26 protein-coding genes and 3 pseudogenes are annotated in these 25,624 nt (G+C 67.1%); 12 read left to right on the top strand and 17 right to left on the bottom strand.

Annotation, left to right across the window (positions count from 1 at the left end):
* Window positions 1-175: 175 nt before the first annotated feature.
* The 5 genes and pseudogenes from KIP79_RS50255 (at window position 176) to KIP79_RS35130 (ending at window position 4,704) form a co-directional block, all read left to right on the top strand.
* Window positions 176-469 carry a transposase family protein gene (locus KIP79_RS50255; RefSeq protein WP_372453735.1) on the top strand — a complete coding sequence of 98 codons (294 nt, stop codon included), beginning with the start codon at window positions 176-178 and terminating at the stop codon, window positions 467-469.
* A pseudogene (locus KIP79_RS35145) lies at window positions 412-1,797 on the top strand (ISL3 family transposase); the annotation flags it as partial. The gene KIP79_RS50255 and the pseudogene KIP79_RS35145, both read left to right, overlap by 58 nt.
* 180 nt (window positions 1,798-1,977) lie before the next feature.
* Window positions 1,978-2,208, top strand: coding sequence for a DUF433 domain-containing protein (locus tag KIP79_RS35140; RefSeq protein WP_214109286.1), 231 nt, complete (start codon window positions 1,978-1,980; stop codon window positions 2,206-2,208).
* A complete protein-coding gene (locus KIP79_RS35135; RefSeq protein ID WP_214109285.1) occupies window positions 2,205-2,573 on the top strand; it encodes a DUF5615 family PIN-like protein in 369 nt (122 codons plus the stop codon). The genes KIP79_RS35140 and KIP79_RS35135 overlap by 4 nt, the downstream gene beginning before the upstream one ends.
* Window positions 2,574-2,976: 403 nt before the next feature.
* On the top strand, window positions 2,977-4,704 hold the full coding sequence (locus KIP79_RS35130) for an ATP-binding protein (protein WP_214109284.1): 1,728 nt from the start codon (window positions 2,977-2,979) through the stop codon (window positions 4,702-4,704).
* A gap of 19 nt (window positions 4,705-4,723) precedes the next feature.
* On the opposite strand, the pseudogene KIP79_RS50250 reads toward KIP79_RS35130, so the two are convergent.
* From KIP79_RS50250 to KIP79_RS35120, 3 genes and pseudogenes are all read right to left on the bottom strand, one after another.
* Window positions 4,724-5,290, bottom strand: a pseudogene (locus tag KIP79_RS50250) (IS5 family transposase); the annotation flags it as partial.
* Window positions 5,191-5,766 carry a transposase gene (locus KIP79_RS50245; RefSeq protein WP_372453737.1) on the bottom strand — a complete coding sequence of 192 codons (576 nt, stop codon included), beginning with the start codon at window positions 5,764-5,766 and terminating at the stop codon, window positions 5,191-5,193. The gene KIP79_RS50245 and the pseudogene KIP79_RS50250, both read right to left, overlap by 100 nt.
* A 512-nt stretch (window positions 5,767-6,278) precedes the next feature.
* Complete coding sequence (locus KIP79_RS35120) at window positions 6,279-6,494, bottom strand: hypothetical protein (protein ID WP_214109283.1); 216 nt, start codon at window positions 6,492-6,494, stop codon at window positions 6,279-6,281.
* 281 nt (window positions 6,495-6,775) lie between these two features.
* On the opposite strand from KIP79_RS35120, the gene KIP79_RS35115 reads away from it, so the two are divergent.
* Both KIP79_RS35115 and KIP79_RS35110 read left to right on the top strand, forming a co-directional pair.
* Window positions 6,776-7,072, top strand: a complete 297-nt coding sequence (locus KIP79_RS35115) for a type II toxin-antitoxin system RelE/ParE family toxin (protein ID WP_372453734.1) — start codon at window positions 6,776-6,778, stop codon at window positions 7,070-7,072.
* Complete coding sequence (locus KIP79_RS35110; RefSeq protein ID WP_214109282.1) at window positions 7,069-7,398, top strand: helix-turn-helix domain-containing protein; 330 nt, start codon at window positions 7,069-7,071, stop codon at window positions 7,396-7,398. The genes KIP79_RS35115 and KIP79_RS35110 overlap by 4 nt, the downstream gene beginning before the upstream one ends.
* A 463-nt stretch (window positions 7,399-7,861) precedes the next feature.
* On the opposite strand, the gene KIP79_RS35105 is transcribed toward KIP79_RS35110, so the two are convergent.
* From KIP79_RS35105 to KIP79_RS47725, 3 genes are all read right to left on the bottom strand, one after another.
* Entirely contained in the window at window positions 7,862-8,062 is a 201-nt protein-coding gene (locus KIP79_RS35105; protein WP_214109281.1) for a hypothetical protein, read from the bottom strand.
* 103 nt (window positions 8,063-8,165) lie between these two features.
* On the bottom strand, window positions 8,166-8,489 hold the full coding sequence (locus KIP79_RS48740; RefSeq protein ID WP_308170051.1) for a type II toxin-antitoxin system PemK/MazF family toxin: 324 nt from the start codon (window positions 8,487-8,489) through the stop codon (window positions 8,166-8,168).
* On the bottom strand, window positions 8,486-8,794 hold the full coding sequence (locus KIP79_RS47725) for a molecular chaperone GrpE (protein WP_250214337.1): 309 nt from the start codon (window positions 8,792-8,794) through the stop codon (window positions 8,486-8,488). The genes KIP79_RS48740 and KIP79_RS47725 overlap by 4 nt, the downstream gene beginning before the upstream one ends.
* 813 nt (window positions 8,795-9,607) lie before the next feature.
* Between KIP79_RS47725 and KIP79_RS35095 the strand changes: the two genes are divergently transcribed.
* On the top strand, window positions 9,608-10,048 hold the full coding sequence (locus KIP79_RS35095) for a VOC family protein (RefSeq protein ID WP_214109280.1): 441 nt from the start codon (window positions 9,608-9,610) through the stop codon (window positions 10,046-10,048).
* Between the two features lie 194 nt (window positions 10,049-10,242).
* On the opposite strand, the gene KIP79_RS35090 is transcribed toward KIP79_RS35095, so the two are convergent.
* The gene (locus KIP79_RS35090; RefSeq protein WP_214109279.1) at window positions 10,243-11,283 is read right to left on the bottom strand and encodes a DUF6777 domain-containing protein; all 1,041 of its coding nucleotides are present in this window, start codon (window positions 11,281-11,283) and stop codon (window positions 10,243-10,245) included.
* Window positions 11,284-11,381: 98 nt separating this feature from the next.
* On the opposite strand from KIP79_RS35090, the gene KIP79_RS49795 reads away from it, so the two are divergent.
* On the top strand, window positions 11,382-13,991 hold the full coding sequence (locus tag KIP79_RS49795) for a helix-turn-helix transcriptional regulator (protein WP_214109278.1): 2,610 nt from the start codon (window positions 11,382-11,384) through the stop codon (window positions 13,989-13,991).
* Here the strand turns inward: KIP79_RS49795 and KIP79_RS48730 are convergent.
* A pseudogene (locus KIP79_RS48730) lies at window positions 13,910-14,144 on the bottom strand (hypothetical protein); the annotation flags it as partial. The gene KIP79_RS49795 and the pseudogene KIP79_RS48730 overlap by 82 nt on opposite strands.
* A gap of 163 nt (window positions 14,145-14,307) precedes the next feature.
* Window positions 14,308-14,682, bottom strand: a complete 375-nt coding sequence (locus KIP79_RS35080; RefSeq protein WP_214109277.1) for a hypothetical protein — start codon at window positions 14,680-14,682, stop codon at window positions 14,308-14,310.
* 232 nt (window positions 14,683-14,914) lie between these two features.
* Between KIP79_RS35080 and KIP79_RS35075 the strand changes: the two genes are divergently transcribed.
* Together KIP79_RS35075 and KIP79_RS35070 are read left to right on the top strand one after the other, a co-directional pair.
* Window positions 14,915-15,079, top strand: coding sequence for a hypothetical protein (locus KIP79_RS35075; protein ID WP_214109276.1), 165 nt, complete (start codon window positions 14,915-14,917; stop codon window positions 15,077-15,079).
* A gap of 342 nt (window positions 15,080-15,421) precedes the next feature.
* On the top strand, window positions 15,422-16,417 hold the full coding sequence (locus tag KIP79_RS35070) for a hypothetical protein (RefSeq protein ID WP_214109275.1): 996 nt from the start codon (window positions 15,422-15,424) through the stop codon (window positions 16,415-16,417).
* Window positions 16,418-16,784: 367 nt separating this feature from the next.
* Here KIP79_RS35070 and KIP79_RS48725 read toward each other — a convergent pair whose 3' ends face one another.
* Window positions 16,785-17,624, bottom strand: coding sequence for a LysR family transcriptional regulator (locus KIP79_RS48725; RefSeq protein ID WP_214109274.1), 840 nt, complete (start codon window positions 17,622-17,624; stop codon window positions 16,785-16,787).
* 94 nt (window positions 17,625-17,718) lie between these two features.
* On the opposite strand from KIP79_RS48725, the gene KIP79_RS35060 reads away from it, so the two are divergent.
* A complete protein-coding gene (locus KIP79_RS35060; protein ID WP_214109291.1) occupies window positions 17,719-18,441 on the top strand; it encodes an SDR family oxidoreductase in 723 nt (240 codons plus the stop codon).
* A gap of 99 nt (window positions 18,442-18,540) precedes the next feature.
* On the opposite strand, the gene KIP79_RS35055 is transcribed toward KIP79_RS35060, so the two are convergent.
* The 7 genes from KIP79_RS35055 to KIP79_RS35025 all read right to left on the bottom strand — a co-directional run bounded on the left by KIP79_RS35055 (window position 18,541) and on the right by KIP79_RS35025 (window position 25,486).
* A complete protein-coding gene (locus KIP79_RS35055) occupies window positions 18,541-19,089 on the bottom strand; it encodes a YciI family protein (RefSeq protein ID WP_214109273.1) in 549 nt (182 codons plus the stop codon).
* 258 nt (window positions 19,090-19,347) lie between these two features.
* Window positions 19,348-19,929 (bottom strand): GTP-binding protein, encoded by a 582-nt coding sequence (locus KIP79_RS35050; RefSeq protein WP_308170050.1) that lies wholly within the window; start codon window positions 19,927-19,929, stop codon window positions 19,348-19,350.
* Complete coding sequence (locus tag KIP79_RS35045) at window positions 19,907-20,293, bottom strand: DUF742 domain-containing protein (protein ID WP_214109272.1); 387 nt, start codon at window positions 20,291-20,293, stop codon at window positions 19,907-19,909. The genes KIP79_RS35050 and KIP79_RS35045 overlap by 23 nt, the downstream gene beginning before the upstream one ends.
* Before the next feature lie 5 nt (window positions 20,294-20,298).
* The gene (locus KIP79_RS35040) at window positions 20,299-20,733 is read right to left on the bottom strand and encodes a roadblock/LC7 domain-containing protein (RefSeq protein ID WP_214109271.1); all 435 of its coding nucleotides are present in this window, start codon (window positions 20,731-20,733) and stop codon (window positions 20,299-20,301) included.
* Window positions 20,730-23,060 (bottom strand): sensor histidine kinase, encoded by a 2,331-nt coding sequence (locus KIP79_RS35035; protein WP_214109270.1) that lies wholly within the window; start codon window positions 23,058-23,060, stop codon window positions 20,730-20,732. Before KIP79_RS35035 ends, KIP79_RS35040 begins: the two co-directional genes overlap by 4 nt.
* Window positions 23,050-24,213 (bottom strand): hypothetical protein, encoded by a 1,164-nt coding sequence (locus tag KIP79_RS35030; protein ID WP_214109269.1) that lies wholly within the window; start codon window positions 24,211-24,213, stop codon window positions 23,050-23,052. The genes KIP79_RS35035 and KIP79_RS35030 overlap by 11 nt, the downstream gene beginning before the upstream one ends.
* Entirely contained in the window at window positions 24,206-25,486 is a 1,281-nt protein-coding gene (locus KIP79_RS35025) for an ammonium transporter (protein WP_214109268.1), read from the bottom strand. The genes KIP79_RS35030 and KIP79_RS35025 overlap by 8 nt, the downstream gene beginning before the upstream one ends.
* Window positions 25,487-25,624: the final 138 nt, after the last annotated feature.

Here is a 25,624-nt window from a genome sequence, read left to right as displayed (position 1 = left end):
CGCCGACTGCTATACCCCGGGCATCGTCCCCGACCGTCCGCCACGCCCGGTCAGCCAGCTTCAGCGACTCTGCCGACGGCTGTCAGCCCAGACCCCACAATGACCTCGAAGATCACCAACAGCATCCTTTTGGTGATCTCGTGCGACGCAGACCTTGTCTTCGTGATCATGTTGGGTGTCTGTCACTGAGCTGTTGAGCGTTGTGTTCCCTCACCTGGAACATGTGCGGATCGATCGTGTGCTGCCAGCTGGTCGGTCGGTCCGCATCGAGGCCAGCACCCACCCCGCCCACGCCATCTGCCCGGACTGCGGGATGGCTTCAAAGCGTGTGCATAGCCGCTACCGGCGCAGGGTCGATGACACCGCGATCAGCGGTAGGGAAACGGTCATCTATCTGGGGTCCGCCGGTTCTTCTGTCTCAACGCCCTGTGCGAGAAGACAATATTCGCCGAGCAGGTGCCCGGCGTGACCGTCCGGCATGGGCGGCGCAGCCCAGGGCTCGGGGCGGTGCTCACCGCGCTGGCGCTGGCCTTGGGCGGCCGGGCCGGAGCCCGCCTGTCCACACAGCTGTCCAGTGCGGTCAGCGCGATGACGTTGCTGCGATTGATCCGCGCCCTGCCCGACCCCGCCACCGCCACGCCCCGGGTGCTGGGGGTGGACGAGTTCGCCCTGCGCCGCGGGCACTCCTATGCCACCGTGCTGGTGGACGTGGAAACCCGCCGCCCGATCGATGTCCTGCCCGGTCGGTCCGCCGACACCTTCGCCGCCTGGCTGGCCAACCGCCCCGGGGTGGAGGTGATCTGCCGGGACCGCGCCGGGAGCTACGCCGAGGGCGCCGACCGCGGCGCACCGGAGGCGATACAGGTGGCCGATCGATGGCATATCTGGAGCAACCTCGGCGATGCCGTCGAACGCAGCATCGCCCAGCATCGCTCCTGCTTACACGCAGCCATCCAGGCCGCCCAGGCCGGCCCGCTGGACAACTCCGAGCCGGTCCAGGTCTCACGGCCGGCGCCGGCACCCCAGGCATCCTCGCCGCGAGATGATCGGGTGGCGGTGCGGACCCGGCAGCGCCACCAAGCCGTCCACGACCGGCTCGCCGCCGGGCACGGCCTCAAGCAGATCGGCCGCGATCTCCGCCTGGCCCTGGGCACCGTGCGCCGCTACGCTCGCGCCGCATCGGCCGAGGAACTCCTGGTCAACGACGGCACCGGCCGCCGTCCGAGCCAGCTGGCCCCCTATCTGCCCTACCTGCACCAGCGGTGGCGGGACGGGATCCGCGACGCCACCCTTCTCTGGCGCGAGCTTCGCGAACGCGGTTACCCGGGCGGCTATTCCAGCGTCCGGGACTATCTGCGGCCCTTCCGCTCCGATGCTCCGCCTCCCACCTCCACGCCGGTCCCGCCCAAACCCCGTGCCGTCACCGCGTGGATCATGCGGCATCCCGACCGTCTCCAGGCCGAGGACCACCGGCAGTTGCTGGCGATCCTCCGCCACTGCCCGCACCTGAACGCGCTACGCGGGCACGTCCAAGCCTTCGCCGCCATGATGACCCAGCGGCGCGGCGATCAGCTGGAGGCATGGGCAAACGCCGCCCGCGCCGACGACCTGCCAGCATTGCATTCCTTCGTCACGGGCTTGCGTCGCGACCTCGACGCGGTCCGGGCCGGTCTGTCCCTGCCGTGGAGCTCGGGCGTGGTAGAAGGCCACGTCAACCGAATCAAGACCCTCAAACGGCAAGGCTACGGCCGAGCGAACATGGACCTGTTACGCAAGCGCATCCTGCTGGCCGACTGACGTGATCACCAAAAGTGAGACAGAGCCAGGATTCGCGCGTCGTTGACACCGTCACCCGCTCCACGTACGAGAGCCCAGGTCATCCAGTAGATCGGGACCTGGGCTTTGCTGTTCCTCCCAACGCATCTCAGTCGCTCCCTGATGGCCAACCTGGCAGTATCAGGAGGGAGGGGAGACATCATGAACTTCGATCGGATCAACGTCGAGCCCGACAAGCTCGAAGGCAAGCCCACCGTCCGGGGTCTGCGGATCAGCGTTGAGACAGTGGTACGGCTGGTCGCCGCCGGGTGGACCTTCGATGAGGTCCTTTCCGACTACCCCGACCTGGAACGCGAGGACATCAAGCAGGCCCTTGAATACGCAGCCGCCTCCACCAACGTCCACTTTTATCGCCTCCGCGAGCCGGCGTGAACTTCCTGATCGACGAGAACCTCTCACCCCGCGTCGCCGAGTTGCTGACCAAGGCCGGGCACGACTCAGTACACGTCCGTGACCTCGACGCGACGAGCGCGCCAGACACCACCGTCATGACCCTCGCGGTGGCGGACGGGCGCGTCATCATCTCCGCCGACACGGACTTCGGGGCGCTCTTGGCCCAGACCCGCGCGACCGAGCCTTCGGTCATCCTGGTACGGGAGCTACTGGGACTTCGGCCACCGGATCTGGTCAACATCATCATTGACCACCTCGACGTTCTCGAACCGCACCTCCAGGCAGGCGCCGTCGCCGCCTTCACCACCTCCGGCATCCGCGTCCGAGCGCTACCTCTTCGCTGAGTGAGAACCAACACGACCTCAGGTGGCGGCGGCCGTACCTGCCGACCTCGTGCCAGATGCGTGCCAGAACGGACGGGGAACCACGGTCACTCGCGGGGACTCACGGTTACCGGACCCCGTCTGACCTGCGCCTTCGTTTCCCAGGTCAGGGCCCCAAGATCAACAGATGATTCCCAAGCTGACAGCGCGGGTTCGATTCCCGTCACCCGCTCCACGTAACGAAAGCCCAGGTCATCCGATGGATTCGGAGCCTGGGCCTTGGTCTTTCTCACGCTTGTTTGAGCTCCACGCCAACACCAGCGGGCGACCATCCGCTCACCAGGCGCGAGCATCCTCAAATCTGCCCGCTCGCCACCCACATCAACTAGCATGCTAACTAACATGCTTCACGAGGGGTGACGAGGTGCTCGACGCGGAACTCGCCGAGGTCATTGCCAACCTGCGCGACATCGGAGCGGACATCGCCGATGTCGAGGTGAAGAAGGCACATGGCGGGCTACCCAAGTCGCTTCGCGAGACCCTCTCGGCCTTCGCCAACACCCAAGGAGGAGTGATCATTCTCGGGCTAGACGAAGCTCAGGCTTTCCGCGCGACCGGGTTGACTGACCCGGCACGGCTGGCCGCCGATCTCGGCGCAATGTGTGCCGCAGATCTGGAGCCTCCGCTTCGGCCCCTCATCAAAATCCACGACTTCGAGGGTGTTCACATCCTGGTCGCGGAGATCCCTGAACTCGATCCCGCCCAGAAACCTTGCTATGCCCGTGGGGCCGGAATCACCAAAGGCAGCCATATCAGAATCAGCGATGGCGATCGCCGACTGTCCGCGTACGAGGTCCAAGTCATGCTGTCATCCCGGGGACAACCGCGCGACGACGAGCAGGCCGTTCACGGCATCGGCCTGGATCAACTCGATCCTGCCAGCGTCACCGCGTTGATCGCCCGGCTGAAGATCAGCCGCCCCCACGCGTTCAAGGATCTTGACTTCCAGTCGGCGCTTCGCCGCGCCAGAGTGCTGGTGCCCAGTGATGACAGCGAAGACGTGGTCTCGCTGGCCGGCCTGCTGGCCCTCGGCAGTTATCCGCAGGAGCACTTCCCCCAGCTCATGGTCACCTTCGTCCACTACCCCACCGACAGCGGCCCCAGCTCCAACGAGCGGTTCCTGGACAACGTGACGTTGGAAGGTCCGATCCCGGTCATGGTCCGCGACACGCTCGCGGCCATCCGCAGGAACATGTCCCGCCGCGCGATCATCTCCGGAGCGGGCCGCCAGGATGTCTGGGAGTACCCCGAGACCGCCCTGCGGGAAGCGGTAGTCAACGCCCTGGTCCACCGCGATCTGTCCAGCGCTGCCCGGGGCACCCAGGTCCAGATCGAGATGTACCCCGACCGGCTGCTCATCCGCAACCCCGGCGGCCTATTCGGCCCCGTCACCATCGACAGCCTCGGCCAAGAAGGCATCTCCTCCGCCCGCAACGCCACCCTCATCAAACTTCTGGAAGACGTCCCTCTTCCCGGCGAAACCCGAACAGTCTGCGAGAATCGCGGCTCGGGTATCCGCGCCATGCTGAACGCGCTGCTCACCGCCGGAATGAATCCGCCTCGATTCGACGACAAAATCTCATCCTTTACGGTCACCTTCCCCAACCACACCCTCCTGAGCGAGGAAACCATCACCTGGATCCACAGCCTGGGCGAGAAAGGACTGACCGACAGCCAATGCATCGCCCTTGCCCTGCTGCGCGAGGAGGGAATCCTTGACAACCGCGTCTACCGCAACGCGACTGGCGTCGATTCACGCATTGCGACCAGCGAACTCCGAGACCTCGTCGCCCGCGAACTCATCACGCAAACCGGGACGCGCCGATGGGCCAGGTATCAGCTCCCTGAGCGCCCTTCGGCGGCCGTAGTCGAATCCTCCCGCGCTGATCGCAGACCCGAACTGCTCGCTGTCCTCGGCAACCAGACTCTGTCTCGGGCCGAGCTGGTTGCCCGAACTGGTCTCGGCGATCAGACCGTACGGCGATGGCTGAAGATCATGCGGGACGAAGGCACCATCGAGATCGTCGGTAGCAGCCCGAAAAGCGTCCATGTGCGCTACCGCCGAACGCAACAAGAACCCCTATTCGGCTAGGAGCTGTTCGGAGTTCGGATCATGTGGTTGAGGTAAGGAGCTTCAGCCACATGATCGAGCCCCGGAGGTGAAGTCCGGCCTCGTAGCTTTCCGGGGCTTTGTCGTATCGGGTGGCTAATCCACGCCAGGTCTTGATCTTCTGGAAACAGCGTTCGACGGTGTTGCGCTGCCGGTAGCGCTCCGGGTCGAAGCCGACGGGCCGCCCGCCGGCTGAACCCTTCCTCTTCCGGTTGACCTGCTGATCGGTCTTCTCCGGGATGACCGCCGTGATCCGGCGGCGGCGCAGGTAGGCACGGTTGGCCTTGGAGGAGTAGGCCTTGTCCGCGGCCACCGCGTCGGGGCGGGTACGAGGCCGGCCGGCCCGGCCGGGGATGCGGATCTTGTTCAGGACGGTGATGAACCGCGGGCAGTCAGCGGCCTGCCCAGGGGTGAGCACGAAGGCCAGCGGCAGCCCGGCGGCGTCGACCGCGGCATGGACCTTGCTGCTCAGCCCGCCCCGGGATCGGCCGAGCCAGGCAGCCGCCGCCCGGACCTTGCGGCGTCGCCGTGTGGCGGCACGATCCTGGCCCGGCGACGCGTCAGCACCGTCCGCTCCATCTGGGCCGTCGTGGCCATCTGGGCCGTCCGGGCCGGGTGTGACCTGCGGCGCATCACTCGCAGCACCGGTGGCTGCTCCGGAAGCGGAGCCCCCTTTTCCTCGGTCAGCGCCTGTTCCAGCGCGTCCAGGGTCTCCCCGGCGACCGCCAGCCCGGCCGACTCCTGATGCGCCCGCACGATCGTGGAGTCCACGCTGACCAACTCCAGCCCGACCTGCCCGCGCGAGGCGGCCTCGGCGATCAGCGCGTCCATCAGCCCCTGGAACACCCCGGCCTTGGCCCAGCCGCTGAACCGGGAGTAGAGCGTGGACCAAGGCCCGTAGCGTTCCGGCACGTCACGCCAGCCGGACCCGGTGCGGAACCGCCACAGGATCCCGTTGAACTGATCACGCACCCGCCGTGGCAACGGCCCGGTAGCCGCCACCGGCAGATGCGGCTCGATCAACGCCCACTCGGCATCGGTCACATCAAAGCGCGCCACATCCGAGTTCTACCAGCCACGGCCAGCCAGCTACCGGGCCCCACCAAGATCCGAGCCCCGAACAGCTCCTAGGAGCATCCTTTCCCGTGTACCTTCCGTCCCCCAATCCGGCCCACCACAGCGTGCTACTAGCGCCCGGCACAGAGAACCCCGGCGGCAGTGTCGTCGTGGATCGTGCGGCCTGCCTAACGCGTATCGCTGAGACAGAGGGTTCGGCTCGCGGACCTACGGAGCAGCTCGGTCAGGCCGTGCAGCCAAGGGCATCGGAGGGTTTCGTGCCAGATCCGTGCTAGAAGAGGCGGGGAACTGCGGTCACTCGCAGGGACTCACGTCGGCCGACACACCATGACCTGCGCCTCTGTTCTCCCACTTCAGCCCAGCATGATCAGTATCCGATTCCCAAGCTGACAGCGCGGGTTCGATTCCCGTCACCCGCTCCACAAGCGAAAGCCCAGGTCGTCCTATGGATTTGGATCTGGGCTTTAATCTTGTTCGGGCTATTTGATCTCTGCGTGCCGGTAGCTCAGCGGATCACCTAGCCGGACGTGGATCCCGGGCGGATCATCGTTGTCATCTTGTGCGCGGTCCTGGCTAATCAGGTGCTTGTCGATCGCCGCGGTAGTGATCTTGCCCGCGCCTCGCACCACGTGCTGATAGATCATCGTCGGGCGTGCGTTGTCGTACCCCGTTGGAGCCATCAGATCCGGGCCCACGGCCCACCGCGATCATGTCTCCGGTGTGATGGAGATCATGCAGGGGGAGACAAGTGACCACCGCAGAACCTGCTGAGACGCGTCCGAGCCGGACACCTTCCGACAGAGGATCGCGCGCCACCCGACACCTCAGAGGTCGTCGCGAATGTCATTGCGCCCGCGATTCGACTGGCGCAATATGAGTCCTAGGTTATGTTGGCTTCATGGCCTGGGATGTCATCCTGCTGGAACCTGTGGAGATGTGGTTCTTGAAGCTGTGCTAGTCCGATCCGGACACTGCGGTGCTGATCGAGCAGGCTATCGACCGCCTCTCCGAGGTCGGCCCCACGCTGGGGCGACCGCTCGTCGACACCCTCGAACACAGCAACCTCAGGAACCTGAAGGAACTGCGGCCCGGCTCACGCAAGCGATCAGAGATTCGGATGCTCTTCGTCTTCGACCCCGACCGAGCAGCGATCTTTTTGGTCGCAGGCGACAAAGCAGGACAATGGTCTCGTTGGTACGACGAGGCCATACCGCTCGCCGAAGCGCGCTACGCCGATTACCGAGCGGAGCAGGACAAGGAGACCGATCGATGAGTACCGCCCGTCGATGGCAGGACATCAAGGCCGAGGCGCACCGCCGTCACCCTGAGATGGCAGATCCGGAACGTCAGGCCAAGGCCCGCGCCGAACTCGACGCGTACATCGCCGGCCACCACCTCAGGGAACTCCGCAAGTCCATCGGGAAGACCCAGGCCGACGTAGCCCAGATCCTGGGTGTGTCCCAATCGCGGATCTCTCAGATCGAAAACGGCAGTATTGAGGCCATGGAACTGGAGACCCTCCGCGCTTACGCGGCTGCGCTGGGCGGGCATCTGGACATCACCATCAGTGTCGGCCCCCACTCGGTGAAGGTGGCATAGCTCACCCACCGACGATGCTCAGAAGTCCAGTCGCACCATGATCGTCGTGGAATTGGCGTGCATCAAAGGTGGCGAGGGGTCAACCACAGTCGTTCACGACCGCCATCACGCGCAGGTCAGCAACCCTACCGACCGTGATTCACATACTTCCCGGACTGACAGCCTCTGGTAGCGGCGGCCATACCTGCCGATCTCGTGCCAGATGCGTGCCAGAACGGACGGGGAACCACGGTCGCTCACGGGGGCTCACGGTCACCGGACCCCGTCTGACCTGCGCCTTCTCTTCCCAGCTCAGAGCATCAAGATCAACAGATGATTCCCAAGCCGACAGCGCGGGTTCGATTCCCGTCACCCGCTCCAACGACGAAAGCCCAGGTCAACCGATATTTTCGGGACCTGGGCTTTGATCTTGTTTGGGCTATTTGATCTCCGCGTGCCATTAACGTGCCATCAGCGCAATGGATCATCCAGCCAAGACCAGAACCCCCGGCGGATCTTCATCGTCATCCTGCGCCCCGTCCTGGCCGATCAGGTGCTTGTCGATCGCAGCAGTGATGGTCTTGTCCGCGCCTCGCACCGCGTGCTGATAGATCATCGCTTCTCGTACGTTGTCGTGCCCCATCCGCGCCATCAGATCCTTGAGCCCGGCCCCCGACTCCGACAAGGGTGATACCCCTGTGCGCAGGTCATGGAGTGCGGGTAAGGACGATGAGCAGCTCCATCTGCGTGATTCCCTGGGAGAAGCCGACTGGCCTTGATGAGAGGGGTTACAGAGCCAAGGCGCGGTGTAGCGCCCGGCCGACGTCTATCATTGTGGGCATCGAGAGCGCCCCTAGATCGGCAACGATCTGGTCTCGGTACAGAGGGCCGAGGTCGTCGCAGTTGACGTAGCCAGCGAGAGGGTCACCAGCGCGCAGAGCGGCCCAGGATGGCAGATCGCGGCGAGTGGTGGTAATCCGCGCGACCAGACAATCATCGATGGCGTTGTTGCGGGCATTGTTGGAGACCACGAGCCATGGCTTGAGCCCGAACCCGAGATCGGCTCGATAGACCCGGCCGCGGACGGGGATGATGTTGGGGGCAGCGTTCACACTCGCTTCCCACCATCCATCACGTTGCCGCGGTCCCAGCCACGGCGGGCGGTGCGGTAAGCGCGGTCCTCGTCGTCCATCTCGGCCGCCCACGCCGCATACCCGGTGGTTGCCACCTGCTGAGTAACGGCATCCCGTCCTGCACGGACCAACGCGGCGAGGATCTCTGCGTCTGAGGAGCTGGCGTCCAGCTCCTGACCGGTGAGCTGCGCCAAAGCCTGGCGCTCGGGGCTGACGGGAGCGTGCATGCGCTCCAGAGTGGTGACATCCTCGGGTCCCATTGGGACACTCTTGCGAACACTCATGCAGCCAGTTTACAGCAGTAGGTGCAACGAAGGATGCTGCAAACAATGCTGCACTACCACAGGAGCGTCGGAACGCCGTCGCGGCAGGCATCACATCCGCCACCTGCCGCGCTTGCATGAGAAGCCAGGTTAGCGAGGTGGTAGCGGGCCGCGCCCGCCACCAGGCCGGGGGCTGATCGTCATGCCATTAGCGTGCCGTTAAGGGCGGTTACGAGGGATCAACCACCGGTCACTCACGACCGTCGTCAGCCCCAGGTCGACGCCCCTACGAGGCGAGATCCCTGCAATTCCCAAGCTGACAGCGCGGGTTCGATTCCCGTCACCCGCTCTCAGCATGAAGGCCCAGATCACCGATGGTTTTGAGACCCGGGCCTTGATCTTTTTATGAAGCGCTTTCGGTCGTCGTACCAGAACAGTTGATCTCGGCTGGTCGGCTCTATCACGCCCGCCTGGCTGTCGTCGGTATGGGGCTTCATGCTCTCTTTGATGATCTGCCCCAGAGCGTCAGCGGCCTCGGATCCTTGCAGGTAGATGTTGCTGCCTTGGTACTCGCATGGCCCATCCGATCCATCATGCCGCCGAGTCTGCCGGTGACGCCATTGGGATCTTCGCTGGCCACGATGTCGTGCGTGGACATTGACGAAATACGCCATCACATCGCGGAACTCAGCGAGAAGTTCGTATCAAGCCGCCCGGTGTCGTTCAGGGAAGAGCCGCAGGGGTCGAGGCATGGTCAACCATTTCCGTCACCCGCTCTCACTGGAATGCCCCGCTGGCCCGAAAACGAGCACTCACTCCCGTAGTGTGCGTGTCATGGACATGGTGCGTCAGGTGATCGTGTTCGACGCGGCTGACCTACGTGCCGAGAGTGCGTTCTGGGCCGGTATGTTCGGCGGGCACGTCTTCGAAGACGACGATTGGCACAGCGTCGTCGACGCCGCTGGAGATTGGCGGATCGGCGTACAGTTGGCGCCGGACCATGTTCCGCCCGACTGGCCGCACGGGGCTCCCCAGCAAGTGCATCTCGACCTGCATGTCGACGACCCGCGAGCCGCGCACGAAGAAGCAATCGCCCTCGGTGCCCGGCTGCTCCAACCAGCTCCCGATCTCGACGCCGCCGAAGGACACCAGGTGTACGCGGACCCGGCAGGGCATCCGTTCTGCATCGGCTGGGGGCACCCGTCCCGACAGGCGCTCACGGCGTTCGTCGCCGACCGCTTGGGCGGCAGAGAGATGGCGAGCCAAGACACGTAGGACCAGGAACGCGAGGACATCGAGTACACGGCCGCGTCCACCAACGTCCACTTCTACCGCCTCCGCGAGCCGACGTGAATTCCTGATCATCGATCTGGATATCGTGGCCGGCCTGCTGACCCGCCTCATCGGTCTAGCCAGATCCCACCGGACAGGTCAAGCAGGCGTTGGCGTGTGGACAGGGCTGACCCCGATCATGCCCGGGTGAGCTCGACGCACTGCTCCTGGCCGAGCACCGTCGCGCACATCGTGATCCTGTTCTGGTCGATCACCCGCCATCGCGCCGGTACGGGGTTCTGCGGCTCACACGTACCGAGGTCGATGAAGTACAGCGAACCGGTGTAGTCGGGATCGCGGCCCTTGACCGTCCAGGTCCGGGTGCCCGCGCTGACCGCGCAGTCGTCGGTGATGGCCAGATCGTCGGCGAGCATGCCCGAGTAGGCCTTCTCGCCGGTGGCCGTCACCTCGACGACCGAGGCCGGCTCGCCGGACTGCCACCTGCCGAGGACGGTGGGCGCGGCCGAGGGCAGCGCCTTGTCGTCGCGGCCCTCGCTGCCCGCCGGGCGGCGGATGCCCTTGCCCGTGTCCACGTTCAGCAGGGAGAACGCGCGGATCCGCCGCGACTTCGGTGGCTTGACCCGGGTCGCCTTGTGCTTTTCGAACCGCAGGCGCCACTCGGACTGGACGATGATGTCCGGTTGGATGTCGTCGAGGGTCGCCTGAGGCTCAGCCAGTGGGTTGCCGCAGTTGCACTTGACGACCGGCTGGCCCTGGTCGTCCGCCAGCACGCCAGTGCCAGCCTGAAGCAGGGCGTCGGCCGCCGTGCTCACGCCGTGGGCGAAGCCGTGGTTACGGACGAGGGTGTCGTTGCGCAGAATCACCGGGGTCAGTTTCCTGATGTAGTCACGGATGCCCTTGACGGGGATCCTCCGTACGGAGGCCCAGGCGGTCGCCTTCGCACGGTTCTTGGGGTCGATCAGGAATCTCGTCAGCAGGGCCTTGTCGCAGGTTCGTTTGTGTAGCGAGCCGCCGTAGAGGCCAGGGGTGTCGCCGGGGCGAAGGCCGCCGTTGGGTCCTGGGGCGATGGGCTTCTCGGGGATCGGCAGTTCGAAGAACGGGTCCTCGCCTAAGGTCCCGACCGCGATGGCGACGATCTTGGCACTCTTCGCGAGGGCCGCGCAGCCGGTGGAGAGCAGCAGAAGGAGCACGGTCAGGGCCAAGCATGTTTTTCTCATGCGTCAAACGCTCCGCCGTACCGGTGCGATCAGCCTGAGTAGTTCGTTACTCAGATACGGCCGGTCGTACTATCGGCCGGAGAGCCTCGGGAGGCACCGTGGACACGTGGCCGTTCGTAGGCCGGCAGCGCGAACGGGACTGGATCAGGACGACGCTGCGGGGGCGCAATGTCGTGATCGTCGGGCCTGCCGGGGTGGGGAAGAGCCGGCTGGCGTCTGAGGTGGCCTCCGTGTTTCCCGCGACGGTTCAGGTCCGGGGTAGTCAGGCCGCGCGCGCCCTTCCGCTGGGCGCTTTCGCGCCGTTCCTCCCTGACGGGGACCCGGGTCCTCACCCGCTGCGGTGGGCGGGCGAGGCGATCCTCGCGCGCAAGCCGTCTCTGCTGGTGGTGGACGATGCCCATCTCCTCGACGCGTCCTCCGCGGCCCTCACACAACAACTGGCCGCGCGGATGCGGGTGCTCGCGACTGTTCGGTCGGGGGAGGACTGCCCGGATTCGGTACGGGCTCTGTGGGAAGACGATCTCGGTCATCGGTTCGACCTGGCCGCGTTCACCGATGCGGAAATGACGACGGTGCTGGTCACCGCTCTCGGCGGCCCGGTGGAGGCGGCCAGCGCCGAGCGCCTGCACGCGCTCAGCCAGGGCAATGTATTGCTGGTACGCGAACTGGTTGCCGCGGCTCTGGAGGGGGAGACCCTGGTGCGGTCGGGCGAGGACCGCGCCTGGCGGCTGGAGGGTGCGGTTCCCCGCGCCCCCCGGCTGATCGAGCTGATCGAGCGCCGGATGGGCCGTTTCGGAGAGGCGGTGACCGCCGTGGTCGAGTTGGTGGCGCTCGCCGAGCCGTTGGGCCTGGCCCCGCTGGTCGCGCTGACCAGCCCGGAGGCGGTCGAGGAGGCGGAGCCGCGCGGGCTGGTCCAGATCGTGACCGACGAGCGCAGGACCAACGTCCGGCTTGCCCACCCCCTGTACGGCGAAGCCGTGCGAACCCGACTCCCCATCCTGCGTCAGCAGCGGAGATACCGCCAGCTGGCCGAAGGTTTGCGTGACACCGGGGCACGCCGACGGGAGGATGCGGTGCGGATCGCCGTGTGGCGGCTGGAGGGCGGGACCAACACGGAGGCGGGCCCGCTCGTGCGGGCCTGCCGCCTCGCCTGGGCGGCCCACGACTACCCACTGGCGCTACGCCTGGCCCGAGCCGCCGAGGCCGCCGACGGGAACGACCATGACCGGGTGGATGCCGTCATCATGCTCGGCACGCTGCTCAACTACTCCGGCCAGGCGGTCCAAGCGGAGGCCGTGATCGCCCAGGTACTCGACCGGCCCAGCGACGAGCGGCGGCGCACCGAGTTGGCGCTCACCCGGGCGTGGAGCCTGGGTCTGGCGCTGGGCCGCGACGAGGAGGCCTTGGAGCTGCTGACCCGAGCCCGCGACGAGGTCACCGAGCCCGCCTTACGGCAGGACCTCAGCACGCTCATGTTGATGATGATGGTCGATCGGCGTAGCGCTCAGGAGGTCTTGGAATTCGCCGAAGCGCTGCTGACCGAGCCGCCGGTTACCGCGGCCGTACGGGCGCAGGCGCTGAACTGCAAGGCGGCGAGTCTCGCCATGATCGGCCGCTACCACGACGCGCTGACCGCGGTCGGCCAGGCGGTCGACGACCACGCCCAGTGGCTGGACGCCGTACCTGTCACGGTCGTCCCCCTGCACACCAACTGGGCGATGAGCAGCATGTCGCTGGGCGACCTGGCCGGTGTGGACGCCGCCATGGACAGCCTCGCCGCGCTGGTCGGCTCGGCCAGAAGCTCGGCCCACGCCTACCACGCTCTGGCGTTGCACCGCGCGACGGCCGCCCGGCTCAATGGCCGCCTCATCGAAGCCAGGCGGCTGCTGAGCGACGCCCTACGACAGCATCGTGATGGCGTTCTGGCCGGGATCTGCCAGATCGAGTACGCCCACCTGCTCGCCATACGCGGCGACGCGCCCGCGGCACGGGCGGCGTTCGAGGCGGGCGCGGCCCACTTCACTCGGCTCAGCGCCATGCAGGACTCGTGGCGCTACCTGACAGAACCCTGGGTGATCGCCGTTTCCGGCGAGCTGGGCAACGCGGTCGAGTTCGCCCTGGGCACCGCCACGGTGGCGCGACAGCTGGGCGCGGTGGCATTCGAGACCATCGCACTGCACACGGCCGTACGGCTCGGCCATGCCGAACTGGCCGTCGACCGCCTGGCGGAGCTGGTCCAGGCACAGGACGGCGACCTGGCCGTCCTGCTGGCCTCCCACGCCCGCGCTGCGACCTGCGGAGATGGCGCCGCGCTGGAGGAGGTGACATCGGGTTTCCTGCGAATCGGCTGGCTGCCCTGCGCGGCCGAGGCCAGCGCCCAAGCCGCACAAGCCTGGGAAAGCGCGGGCCGTGGTGCCTTCTCGCGGGCCGCCTCCAGCAGGGCGTGGATGCTGGCGGCACGCTGCGAGGGCCTGCGCACGCCCGCGCTGGCCCGCCTCACCTCGCCCGGCCTGACCCGGCGCGAAGAGGAGATCGCCCGGATGGCGTGCGCGGGCTTGACCAGCAAACAGATCGCGGAACGGCTGGTCCTTTCGGTTCGGACGGTGAACAACCACCTCCAGAGCGCCTACGCCAAGCTCGGCGTCTCCGACCGCTCTTCCCTCAAGCGCGTGCTGACCACCGACCTTGTTCGCGGTAGAGGCGGTTGACCCCATCCCCAGGTCTTGCGAGGCCGATGGTTGAGACGATGCTCCACAGTGCGTAGGTCCGCAGCGCGGTGACGGGAAGTACTGACGGAGCAGACCGTTGGTGTTCTCGTTGGTGCCGCGTTGCCACGGGCTCTCTGGGTGGGCGAAGAACACGCCTTCCCAAGCTGACAGCGCGGGTTCGATTCCCGTCACCCGCTCCACGTAGGAAGGCCCAGGTCAGGAGAGATGCCCAGACCCGGGCCTTGATCATTTCTGACATCTGTTCGATCTTCCGTGCAATTGGCCCACGGGGACCAGGACAGCCGCCGACCCGGTCTCATTCCTCGTCGGGGCCATGCAGGTAGTCCTCGAAGGTGGGGCGTCGATCTCTTCGGCGCGACAACATGATTACGGCCACCAGTTTGACGGAAGCCATTGCGAGCCTGAGCGCCCTGCGGCCCAGTCGGCGGACCACCATGAGCAGTTCCTTGAGCGTCTGCCAAGGGTGTCTCAGGGCCATGACGGTCAATATGAAGGCCACGCGGCCGAGGCCGATCCCCGAGAAGTCGTCGGGGTCGTCCCGCCCCTTCTCCTTGGTCACGGTACGGAACTGAAGGTGAAGGGCAAGAGCTTGATGCTGCGGACCAATGGAATCCTCCCAAGTCAACATGGACATCAGGGTCACAATTGAGCCGTGGTCGTGAGCGTACATCAGGGAGCTTTACATGGCTCCGGACCATTGGCTCGATGGGATTCCAAGGCGCTTCGGTGGGCAGCAGGACCAAAGGGCTGATTGAGTAGATCCTGCCGCACTGCCGGATTGCGTTTTAGGGATCAAGGGCGGCGGCCTGAGGCCGGTCCCGGCCGCCAGGCAGCTCGGGCCGCCCGTGTGGTGGAACGAGGTGCGCCGTGCCGGACCGGCCGTCGAGACGAAGGCGAGCAGCATGAGAAAACGGGTTGAGAGCAATCTCGATACCGCGCCTCATGCCGACTCAACCGGCGGCGCGCCGCGCCGCGGAGGGCAGGATCTGAGCGTTCAACGAGTCCTCGGCCAGGCCGTCAACAATGGACAGGACGCTGCCTCGTTGGGCGTCGAGGAAATCTATTAGCACAGCAGCTTCGGGGTCCTGAGGTGACGGCACCAACCCATCATGGCAGCGGCCAGACGGGCGCCATCGCGGCATTCGGGTTTCCAGCGCCCGACATCCCGACGCCAATGTCACCCCTGTTCGGCGCCGAGGAGGGGGTCTACTCTCAAGTGTCAGATTCAGTGACCTACTGTCAGCTTGAAGCGCGTCAGGCAAAGGGTGTCTCACATGGCTCTCCTCATGACGCCGGGAGTGTCCGGTGTGATCAGGAGATCTCCGCTGTTGGTGCTGGCGTGTTCGGTAGGTTGTGTCTCCGTACCTCCAACTGTGCAGCCCACTGGGGAGATCACGCGGCTCACCCCGGTGCGTGAGCAAGGCCTCCACCGGCCCATCTCAGGACAGCCGCTCGGCCCCGGTAGCGGGATCCGCCTGTTCGTCAGCGGCTTCGCCGGGGCCGACCCGGCTCCGGCGGTGATGGATGTCGATACCGGCACCCTGACGCCCGTCGTGGGCTTGCCGGACCCGGACCCGAAGATCACCGTCTTCACCACCGTCCGGGGCAGGCATGCCTTGGTCGAGGTGGCTGGGCCGGCGGTCAACCAGGCGTGGGTGTACCTGCTCAAGGGCTCCCGGGCGCGGAAGCTGTCCACTGGCTGGTCCGCGTTCCCCGCCTTCAACGACTCGGGCCTCTGGATCACCGACCAGCCAGTCCATGGCGGTCCGTGCACCGTACGCAAGCTGGCCGAGAACGGGAAGCTCCTACGCCACCCCCGCTGGACCTACTGCGGTGCGCTTCCGGTGAACGACACCCCGTACGGCCTGCACACCATCCACAACCGCACCTCGATCCTCCTGGCTCACGACAGCCTGCGTAAGATCGCCAAATATCCGCGGATCGTGGCGTGGACTTCCCGGAAGCTATTGGTACAGCGGCAGGACAAGGACTTCGCCCTGGTGGTCCCGGGCGCCAAGAAGGAGCAGCCGATCAGCAGACCGACCCGCTCGGGCGAGGTCTGGGACGGCGAGGTCAGCTCCGACGGCAGGTACATCGCTGTCCCGTTCCTCGGTCCCAGTTCGGCGGCCCATGCGTACCTCGACGTCTGGGTGCTGGACACCGGAACCCTGCAATGGACGCGACTGCCGTCGATGCCCACGCCCGCAGACGTCAAGACCCGAAGAATGCTCTGGACGCCGGACGGCCGACTGGTACTGGCGGGGGCATTCGTCACAAGCCCGGACGCCTATCCGCTGGAGAGTGACCACGTCAGCATGGTCGCCGTCTGGAGGCCCGGCGAGCCGGTGCTGTCCATCAAGCGACTCCCGGTGCACTGGGCGACCAACCTGGCGATCCTCCCGTGAGGAACTCCTCCGCTCGCGCGGGGAGTCCGGACGGTGGCCCCCAGACAGCGGTGTCCGTCGCCGCATGAATCATGGCTTTGGCGGCGGGGCGCGGTAGCACGCCAGCAGCTCGTGCGAGATCCATTCCAGAAGGTGAGCGCTCGGTTGCGTCTACGGAAGTGGTGCAAGAGATCAGTGTCAATCCCCTCAAACCGTGGAGATGCTCTTATGCCACATCGGCCCTGAGCAGCGCGGGTTCGATTCCCGTCACCCGCACCACAGGTGAAGGGTGCCCAGGTCAGTTGAGTCCATTGGGCAACCAGCGAGCGGTTTTGCTGGCCGGCAATCCGAAACGACCAGTGGCGTCCAGCGTATGCAGAACAACCGGTCAGAGACGTGTTGCTACGCGGATCAGGTCGGCGACTGCGCGAAGTCGACTCTGCGACGGCCAAGCGATCACCGTTGTCACGGGCCGAGCATCCAGGACCGGAACGGCGGCGAGATCTCGGCGCAGGTCGGTGCTGGCGGACTCGGGCAGAATCACGGTGGTACGGCCGAGCGCGATCAGCTGGAAGAGCTGTGTCAGGTTCCGTACCTCTGCCCCTGGTCCCTCCGGGTAGCTGCCGTCAGGACGGGGCCAGCGAGCCAACGGGAGTTCCGACAATGCGGTGATCTCGGCCATCCGAATCTGAGAGCGGCCGGCAAGTGCGTGAGAGGTGGGCAGGATCGCCACCTGTCCCTCGGTAAACAGAATTTCGGTGTCGAGTCCGACCGCCGAATCGAATGGCAAGTGCAGCAGAGCCACATCGGCTTGCCCATTCTGCAGCAATTTCTGTTGCTGATGCGCCTCGCAGAGCAACAGATCGACGGTGGCTGCGCCGGGCTCCGCGCGATAGGCATCGAGCAGTTTGGCCAGCAACTCGCCGCCGGTGCCGGATTTGACGGCGAGGACGAGTCGGGAGCGCCTTTGCGCAGCCTGCTGAGTACGCCGCTCAGCTGCGGCCACCGCGCTGAGGATCGCGCGCCCCTCGGACAGCAGCACGGCCCCGGCCTCGGTGAGCGTGACCTTGCGGCTGGTGCGCTCCAGCAGCGTGACCCCGAGTTGTCGTTCGAGCCGGGCGATGGCGCGGGACAGGGGCGGCTGGGCTATCTCCAGACGCTGGGCGGCCTTGCCGAAATGCAGTTCCTCGGCGATGGCGACGAAGTACCGCAGCTCGCGTATCTCCATGCATGCACAGTACGGTCGATCGATACCGCTCGGGTATTGCCGCATTACCGAGACGGTGTTGGTGCCTGATCAAAGCGCAGCCATGCTCGCTGTCATGAGTGAAAAGACGATCGCGCTGGTCACCGGCGCGAACAAGGGAATCGGGTACGAGATCGCGGCCGGGCTGGGCGCAATGGGCTGGAGCGTCGGTGTCGGCGCTCGAGACGAGCAGCGCAGGATGGACGCCGTGGCGAAACTGCGTGCGGCAGGTGCCGACGCGTTCGGCGTGCCCTTGGACGTCACCGACGACGAGAGCGTGACCGCCGCGGCGCAGCTGATCGAGGAGCGAGCGGGACGCCTTGACGTGCTGGTCAATAACGCCGGCGTCGCAGGCGGCTGGCCAGAGCCACCTACAACCATCGACCTGGAGACCGTGCGGCGGCTGGTGGAGACCAACGTCATCGGCGTCATCCGGGTCACCAACGCGATGCTGCCGCTGCTGCGCCGCTCGGCGCACCCGCGGATCGTCAACCAGTCCAGCCACATCGGCTCTCTGGCCCTGCAGACCACGCCCGGTGTCGACCTAGGGATCAGCGGGGCTTACGCACCGACGAAGACCTACCTCAACGCCGTCACCATCCAGTACGCCAAGGAGCTGAGCGGCACCAATATTTTGATCAACAGCGCCTGCCCCGGCTACGTCGCTACCGATCTCAATGGGTTCAGGGGCACCAAGACCGCTGAGCAGGGCGCAGTGATCGCCATCCGGTTGGCGGCTCTGCCCGACGACGGGCCCACCGGTCAGCTATTCGACGACGAGGGAGTGGTGCCGTGGTGATGTTCTGACGCTGCGGCTCAACGCGCCCCACCAGCGCCTGGTGAGCAGCCGTCCCCCACGGCCTGACAGCGCGGGTTCGGGGCGACGGTCAAGTGCTCACTACCGCCGCCCGCCGAACTCCCAGTCGTGGACCTCGATGTCGGCGTACCGGTCCAGGGTCAGAACGGCGCGTGCCGCATCCGGGTCCGGCGCCCGGACCAGCAGCGCGGTACCTAGCCAGGTGGTGCCGTCGTCGGACAGCAGCGGCCCATACGCGATCAGCTCGTCCCGGTCCGGCGGCGGGACAAGATCGGCAGCCTGCCCGGAACCGAAGCCAAGCACCAGATACCGGTTGCCGCCGTCTCGGCCGCCAGGGAAATCCCACATGGTGCGCCCCAGCACGTTGCGCCATCGGCGCAACATCACGTCCCGGTACACACCGGCCTGGTAGTTGGGCTCTTCGAAGGCGAATGAACGCGCAGTGGCGGGATCTGGAAGGTCGACGATGTGCACGCTGCCGGTGGCCGTGTCGCTGCCGCGGCCGAAGGTCGGGCCACGGGCGATCATTTTCGCCGCGTACCGGTCCATGTAGGACCAGTGGTCTTCCCGCAGCTTGTCGCGCAGCGCCGCGGAGTCAGGCCGGTCGCGGTGGTAACAGAAGAACTCCATGGAGAGTACCTACCATCGACCCCCAACAGCGTCGCCATCTATATCCAAGGCGGCCACGTCGGCTACCTGCCCGCCGACCTCGCCGCACGCGTCGCGCCGGCAATCCGCACCTGCACCGCGTCCCAACCCGGCCGACTCATCTCCTGCCCTGTGCAGATCTGCACGCATTCCGTCGGTCCACAGACCGTGCTCACCATCACCCTGTTCGGTCTGCCACCCGAGGCATGGGATACCATCCCCGACCTGGCCGCCGACCGTTCAGCCAGATCGGCCGAGGCTGTGTCGGAGCACCGCGAGCAATGCGTCGATCACCGAGCGGCGGTCACGCGCGTCGAAGGTGACCAGGGGCGTGTCCTCGCTGATCGCCAACGCCCACCGCACGTCCGCCAGATCGTGGCTGAGCACACCGTCGAACAGGTTGATGCCGACGCCGAACGGCGTTCCGGACCGCTCGAAGTAATCGACCGCGGGGTAGCCGTCGTCAAGCCTCCGGCTGTCCACGATGACCAGCGCGCCCAGCGCACCCTCGGTCAGGTCACGCCACATGAACCCGAACCGGTCCTGCCCTGGCGTACCGAAAAGATACATCTTGATCTCGTCGTCGATCGCGACGCAGCCGAAGTCCAGGGCGACGGTCGTGGTGGTCTTCGCCGGCACCTCGTCGACGTTGTCCAACGCGGCGGCCAGCTCCGTGATCGGGGCTTCGGTCGTCAGCACCGGGATCTCGGACACCTGGGCGACAGCGGTCGTCTTACCCACGCCGAACCCGCCGGCAATGACCATCTTCACCGGCAGCGGCGGTCGACCGGCCGCGTGCTCAGCGAATTGCGGTGAGTCCACGGATCACCCTTTCAATGACTGCTCCCTGCCGGCCGCCGGCAAGGTTTCCATCGTGAACGTAGAGCAGGCCCAGCGCGGCGAGGTCGGCGACGAGGATCCGCACGACGCCGAGGTGCAGCCGCAGGTGCGAGGCGACCTCCGCGACCGAGATCCAGTGATCGCACAGTTCGACGATGTCGCGATGCTCATACGTCAGGCGTCCGATCTCCGCCACGCCCTGCGGTGTGGACCGGATCTGGGCCGCGATGTTGAGCGGGGCCGCGTGCAAGGGCCGGACCCGTCCGCCCGTCAGCACGTACGGCCGCACCCCGCTCACCGGCGGTTGCACGGTCTCCTCGCGGCCGGGCGGCTGATCCGTCGACATATCGGTCAGACCCGGACTGTCGACTTCAGCTCGTCGATGAGCTGCGGCGTCAGGACCGGCCCGGCCTGGTTGGCGAACATCGCCATGTCGAAGGCGAGGTTGCCGAGATTGGCCTCCTTGCTGGCAAGCACACCCAGCACACAGCCCCGGCCGATGGTGCTGACGAGCACGTACCCGCGGTCGAGATCAATGATGATCTTGTTGGTTTCACCCAGGTTGTAGACCCCGGACGCGCCACGTGCCAGGCTGGCCAACGCCGAGACGATGGCGGCGAGACGATCCGCGTCGACCCGCCGCATGTCGTCTGACATCGCCACCAGCAACCCGTCGGTGGACACGGCGATCGCCTCCGCTACCCCCGCGGTGTCGCGGGCGAACCGGTCGAGCAGCCAGTTGAACTGCTGGGCCTCGTTGCTGATCCGGTACGCGGGAACATTCATGATGACCTCCTGTTCGGATCGGTGCCCGCCGCTCTGGCAAGGCCCTGTTGGAACGCCTCCAGTTCGGCACGCTCCGCCTCCGGGTCGCGGAGCCGCAGTGTGGGGGCGGGCGTTGACGCTGTCCGCAGCCCGGCACGCCAGGCCTCGGCACCTTCCGGCGTGCCACGCACCGACTCGGCGAGATGCTGGCCCGGGATCCGCCGACGCAGCCCGCCGCGCTGCTCGCCCGACGTTTCGGGTGCCGGCTCCGGATAGCCCGCCTGTGTCGGACGATCCGGCCCGCTCGCGTGATTCGGCCGGCTGTTCCGGTCGGGCTCGGCCGGGCCGCTACCCTCCGGTTCCGCACCTGTGGCGCCAGGCACAGGACCAGCGGTACTCCCACCCACGGGGTCGAACCATCGAAAGTCCGTGGACGGCTCCAGCGGCACCGCGACCGGGACCACCACGTCGGCGGCCCGCTGCCGATACTGCACGGCTCCCACGGCCGCAAGCGGTTCGGGGACCCCCGCGCGGAGCAGCAGCGTCGCGGGCACCACGATCTCGACGGTGACGCCGACCGGGACGGACGGCAGCAGCCGCACAGTCATCCCGTGCCGCCGGGCCAGCCGGCCCACCACGAAGAGGCCGAGCACCTTGGTCGGTGTGACGTCGAGGCGCTCCCGCGACACGAGCCGACGGTTCTCCTCCTCGAGCCGCTCGGCCGACATCCCGACACCATGGTCGACGATCCGCAGGTGGCAATCGCCGTCGAGCCTCGCCGAGAACTCGACCGGCACGTCCGGTGGCGAGAACACGGTCGCGTTCTCAAGCAGTTCGGCGAGCATGAGCGTGAGGTCGACGACCACTCCGGCCTGCAACACCACGTTGTCGATGGTGCCGAGGTCCACCTGACGGTACTGCTCGATCTGTGCGACGGCGGACCGCACGATCTCGTGCAGCGGGGTCGGCATGCCGAGCGAACCGGCGTCGCGCTGCCCGGCGATCACGAGCAGGCTCTCCGCGCTGCGGCGCAGCCGTGTCGTCAGATGGTCCAGCCGGTACAGGTGCGCCAGCCGCTGCTCGTCGAATTCGTCGCGTTCGAGCTTGTCGATGCTTGCCAGCTGCCGCTCGACGAGGCTGCGCGTGCGGTTGGCGATGTGGCTGTACATGACGGCGACGTTGCGCCTGGTCGTCACCTGCTGCTGCATCAGCAGCGCGGCGGTGGCCTGCACCCGGTTGAACGCCGAGGCGAGCTCACCGATCTCGTCCGCGGAGCGGAGGGTGACGGCCGCCAGCCGCGGCGGGCCCTCATCGGCGTCGGCGACGTCGGTGTCGTTCACGCGTCGCAGTTCGCGGGTGGCGAGGTCGGCGACTGCCGTTGCCGCGAGCGTCACCCGGCGCAGCGGCCGGTTGACCGAGCGGCTGATCATCGAGCTCAGCCAGGCGACCGTGGCCAGGAGCGCGATGACGCCGACGGCGACGCCGACCGCCGTGCCGGTCGCGGTGCGGGCGCGTGCGGCGGCCAGCCGGCCGATATCGGACACGACGGCCATCTGCGCGCTGTACCGCACCACGGCATCACCCTGGGCGATCGACAGCGCCTGCTCCACACCGGCCGGTGGGCCCGACCTGCCTGGGGTTTCGTTGTACGTCAGTGCGGCGATCGCCGTACCGCTTCGCAACGCAGACGGACCCGTCTGGGTCGCGGCCAGGATGGTGACGTGACTCGGGGTCGCCTGCCGCTGAAAGCGTTCCCAGTAGCTCTGCACGAGCGTGGCAGAGTCCCTCGCGAGGAGGCCGGCCACAGTCTTGTCGCCAACCGCCACCAGCAACGCCGCCACGCCGACGCTGGCCTCCTCACCGAGCCGCATCAGCGTGTCGAGGGAGGACAGTTGCCGCTGCCCTACCACGTCGGCGTCCGGCTGGTCGGTCAGCCGCAACTGGTTCAGGAGCGTGACAACCGTGTCGTGGTACACCCGAGCGACCTGGGACGGCTCCGCGTCACGGCGCAGGACCGCCTGGCGTACCTCGCTCAGCGCGGCGACGGAGGCCCGGCCCTCTGGAGCCGCCGCTGCCGCCTCATCCGCGGCGTGCACCTGGCTGACGAGCGCGGTCCGGCTGGCCCGGTCGGAGAGGACATAGGCCAGCGACAGGATCCGTTCGCGCTGCAGTTCGGCGACGGCGACCGCGACGGTGTGGACCCGCTCCGCGCTGCGTTGCGCGGCTTGGGCCGCCCGGGCGTCGTCGACCCGATCGACGATGCCCGGGACGCTCGCCGTCATCATGGCGGCGAGCGCGACGAGCAGCAGCAGCCCGAGCCGCTGGGTGATCCGCAGGTTAAGGAGCATCGCCGGGCCCATCCGACGGCCGGACCCGCACCCCGCGACCGATGTGCACGAGTTCCTCCAGTGCCAGCAGATCCCGCGGATCGATCTCCGGCAGGTTGATCGAGACCGACGCGACATCCGCAGTTGTGGTACCGGCGACGTCGTCGACTTCGTCGTCGCGGTACCTGGGCGGGATCGACCGGTACAGCAGCAGCCCGCCCAGCACCACACCGGCGATCATGATCGCCAGTTGCCGCTGGTGCTGCCAGTCGAGGTCCTGCTGGTACCGCAGCAACGACTGATCCAGCGCGATGAACGCCGCCTTCGCCAGCTCCGCGGCCGATCCGCTGACCCGTTCGGCGAGCCTCGCGGCGTCGGCCGCGCCGGTCGATGAACGGGTCTGTTCGATGACCGCGGGCGCGGCGAGCCGGCCCGCGTCCTCGCGGAACGCGTCGAGCGGCCCGGCGACGTCGCGCCCGACGGCGCCCTCCGGCGTGGCCACGAGCAGCGCGACCCCGGCGTCGAGGGCCTCGACCGCCGACGCGACCTTCGACCGGGCGACGGCGACCGCGAGCGACCCCCGCTCCCTGGCAGCGCCGGTCGCCTTGGCGTCCAATGCCAGGCGGTCGGCGATCTGCCCGGCGCCGACGACGACGGCCGGGAGCCGCTCGACGACAAGTTCGGCCAGGTAACGGTGGTACGGGTCCGGATCGGCGCCCAGCCGCGCGGTCGCACCCGTCGTGCGCAGCAGGTCGGTCGCCAGCACTATCGCATCGTCGTAGCGCTGCACTGAAGCTGGGCCGGCCCCCAGCGCGTCGGCGACCACGCGCAGGTTCACCGACCGCTGCCAGACTCTGACGTCCGCGGTCTGCCCGGCGGCCGACATCGCGGCCGCGGCGCGGGCGATGGCATCGACGTCGACGGATGCTGCGTGCGCGGCTGCCGTCCTGGCCTGGACCAGTGCGGTGAGGAGTTGCGTCGTCGACCGCAGCAGCGGTACCGCCTGCCGCGCGCTCTGCGTGGCCGCCAGGTGATCAGAGGTGGTACTGCGGGCCTCGTCCAGCAGCAATCCGAACAGCGTCGCGAGCACGGCCAGCAGGATGACGTTCGCGACAATCCGCGAGCCGCGCCGCGGGCGGCGGCGGTCGGCTGGGTGCGCTACCTGCTCAGCCATGGCTCGGCACCCGCGCCGCGGCCGTCTCCCTGGGCGTCTGGATGGCGTACGCGGCCTCGCCGTGCTGGAAGAGATCCAGCCCGATGGCCTCGCCCCGTGGGCTCACCCGGTTGCTGAACAAACGGTCGGCCAGTACCGCGATGAGCAGCGTGACGACCGCCGAGTAGACGACCGCCGCGCCGAGGGTCAACGCCTGGGCGCCGAGCAGACTGTAGCCGCCGCCGTAGAAGAGCCCGTCGCTCGCCTCCGGGTTCACCGAGGTCGTCGCGAGCAACCCCACGGACAGCGAACCGACCACGCCGCCGCCGAGATGCACGGCTGCGACGTCGAGCGCGTCGTCCAGCCCAAGCAGGGCCTTCAGGCTCACCGCGAAATGGCAGATGATGCCGGCGGCCGCACCGATGGCAAGCGCGCTGAGCGGCGTCACATAGCCGGCGGCCGGGGTGATGGCGACGAGTCCGGCGATCGCGCCCGACGTCGCGCCGACCGTCGTCGGCTTGCGGAACCGGATCTGTTCGGCACAGGCCCACGCCATCAAGCCGACGGCTGCGGAGATCTGCGTATTCGTCACGGCGAGCGCGCCGATCCCGTTCGCGGTCAGCGCGGAGCCGCCGTTGAACCCGAACCAGCCGAACCACAGCATGACTGTGCCGAGCAGCATCAGCGGCAGGTTGTGTCCCCGATGCTGGACGGTGGGCCAGCCGGTCCGCCGGCCGAGGACCGCTGCGACGACGAGTGCCGCGACGCCGGCGTTGGCGTGCACGACCGTGCCGCCGGCGAAGTCGAGCGCGCCGAGCCTGCTCCCCCAGCCCAGCGGCGAGAAGAACCAATGCGCGATGGGTGCGTAGACCAGCAGCGACCACAGCGCGACGAACGCGGTGTAGGCGCTGAACCTCCAACGTTCCGCGCCCGCGCCGGTGATGAGCGCCGGGGTGACCACCGCGAACATCAGCTGAAAAACGGCGAAGGCCAGCATCGGCACACCGTCGAGGTGCACACCGGGCACCGTCTGGGCGAGGTCACTCAGGCCGACAAGGTCGAACCCGCCCACGAAGCCGTTACCCGTGCTGAACACCAGCGAGAAGCCCACGAGTACCCACAGGACGGTCACCGTCCCGATCGTCATCAGGCTCTGCATGATCATGCTGAGGACATTGGACGAACGGATCATGCCGCCGTAGAAGAACGCGATGCCGGGTACCATGAGCAGCACCAGCGCTGCGGAGATGAGCAGCCATGCCGTCGATCCGACATCCAACTGAGGTTGGTCCACCGCGATTGCCTTTCCCGCCTGCCAGTCCGACGCGACCAGGCGTGGCCCACACGACGCAGCCCAAGGTCTTGTCGTTCAACACGAAGACAAACTGTTATGCGGCCGCATCCGGCTTCTCCGATCAGCACGGCCATAGAC

It is taken from the genome of Acrocarpospora catenulata (assembly GCF_018476525.1).
Classification (GTDB): Bacteria; Actinomycetota; Actinomycetes; order Streptosporangiales; family Streptosporangiaceae; genus Acrocarpospora; species Acrocarpospora catenulata.
The sequence above is the reverse complement of the archived record's forward strand: the minus strand, read 5'-3'. Positions and strand labels throughout refer to the sequence as shown.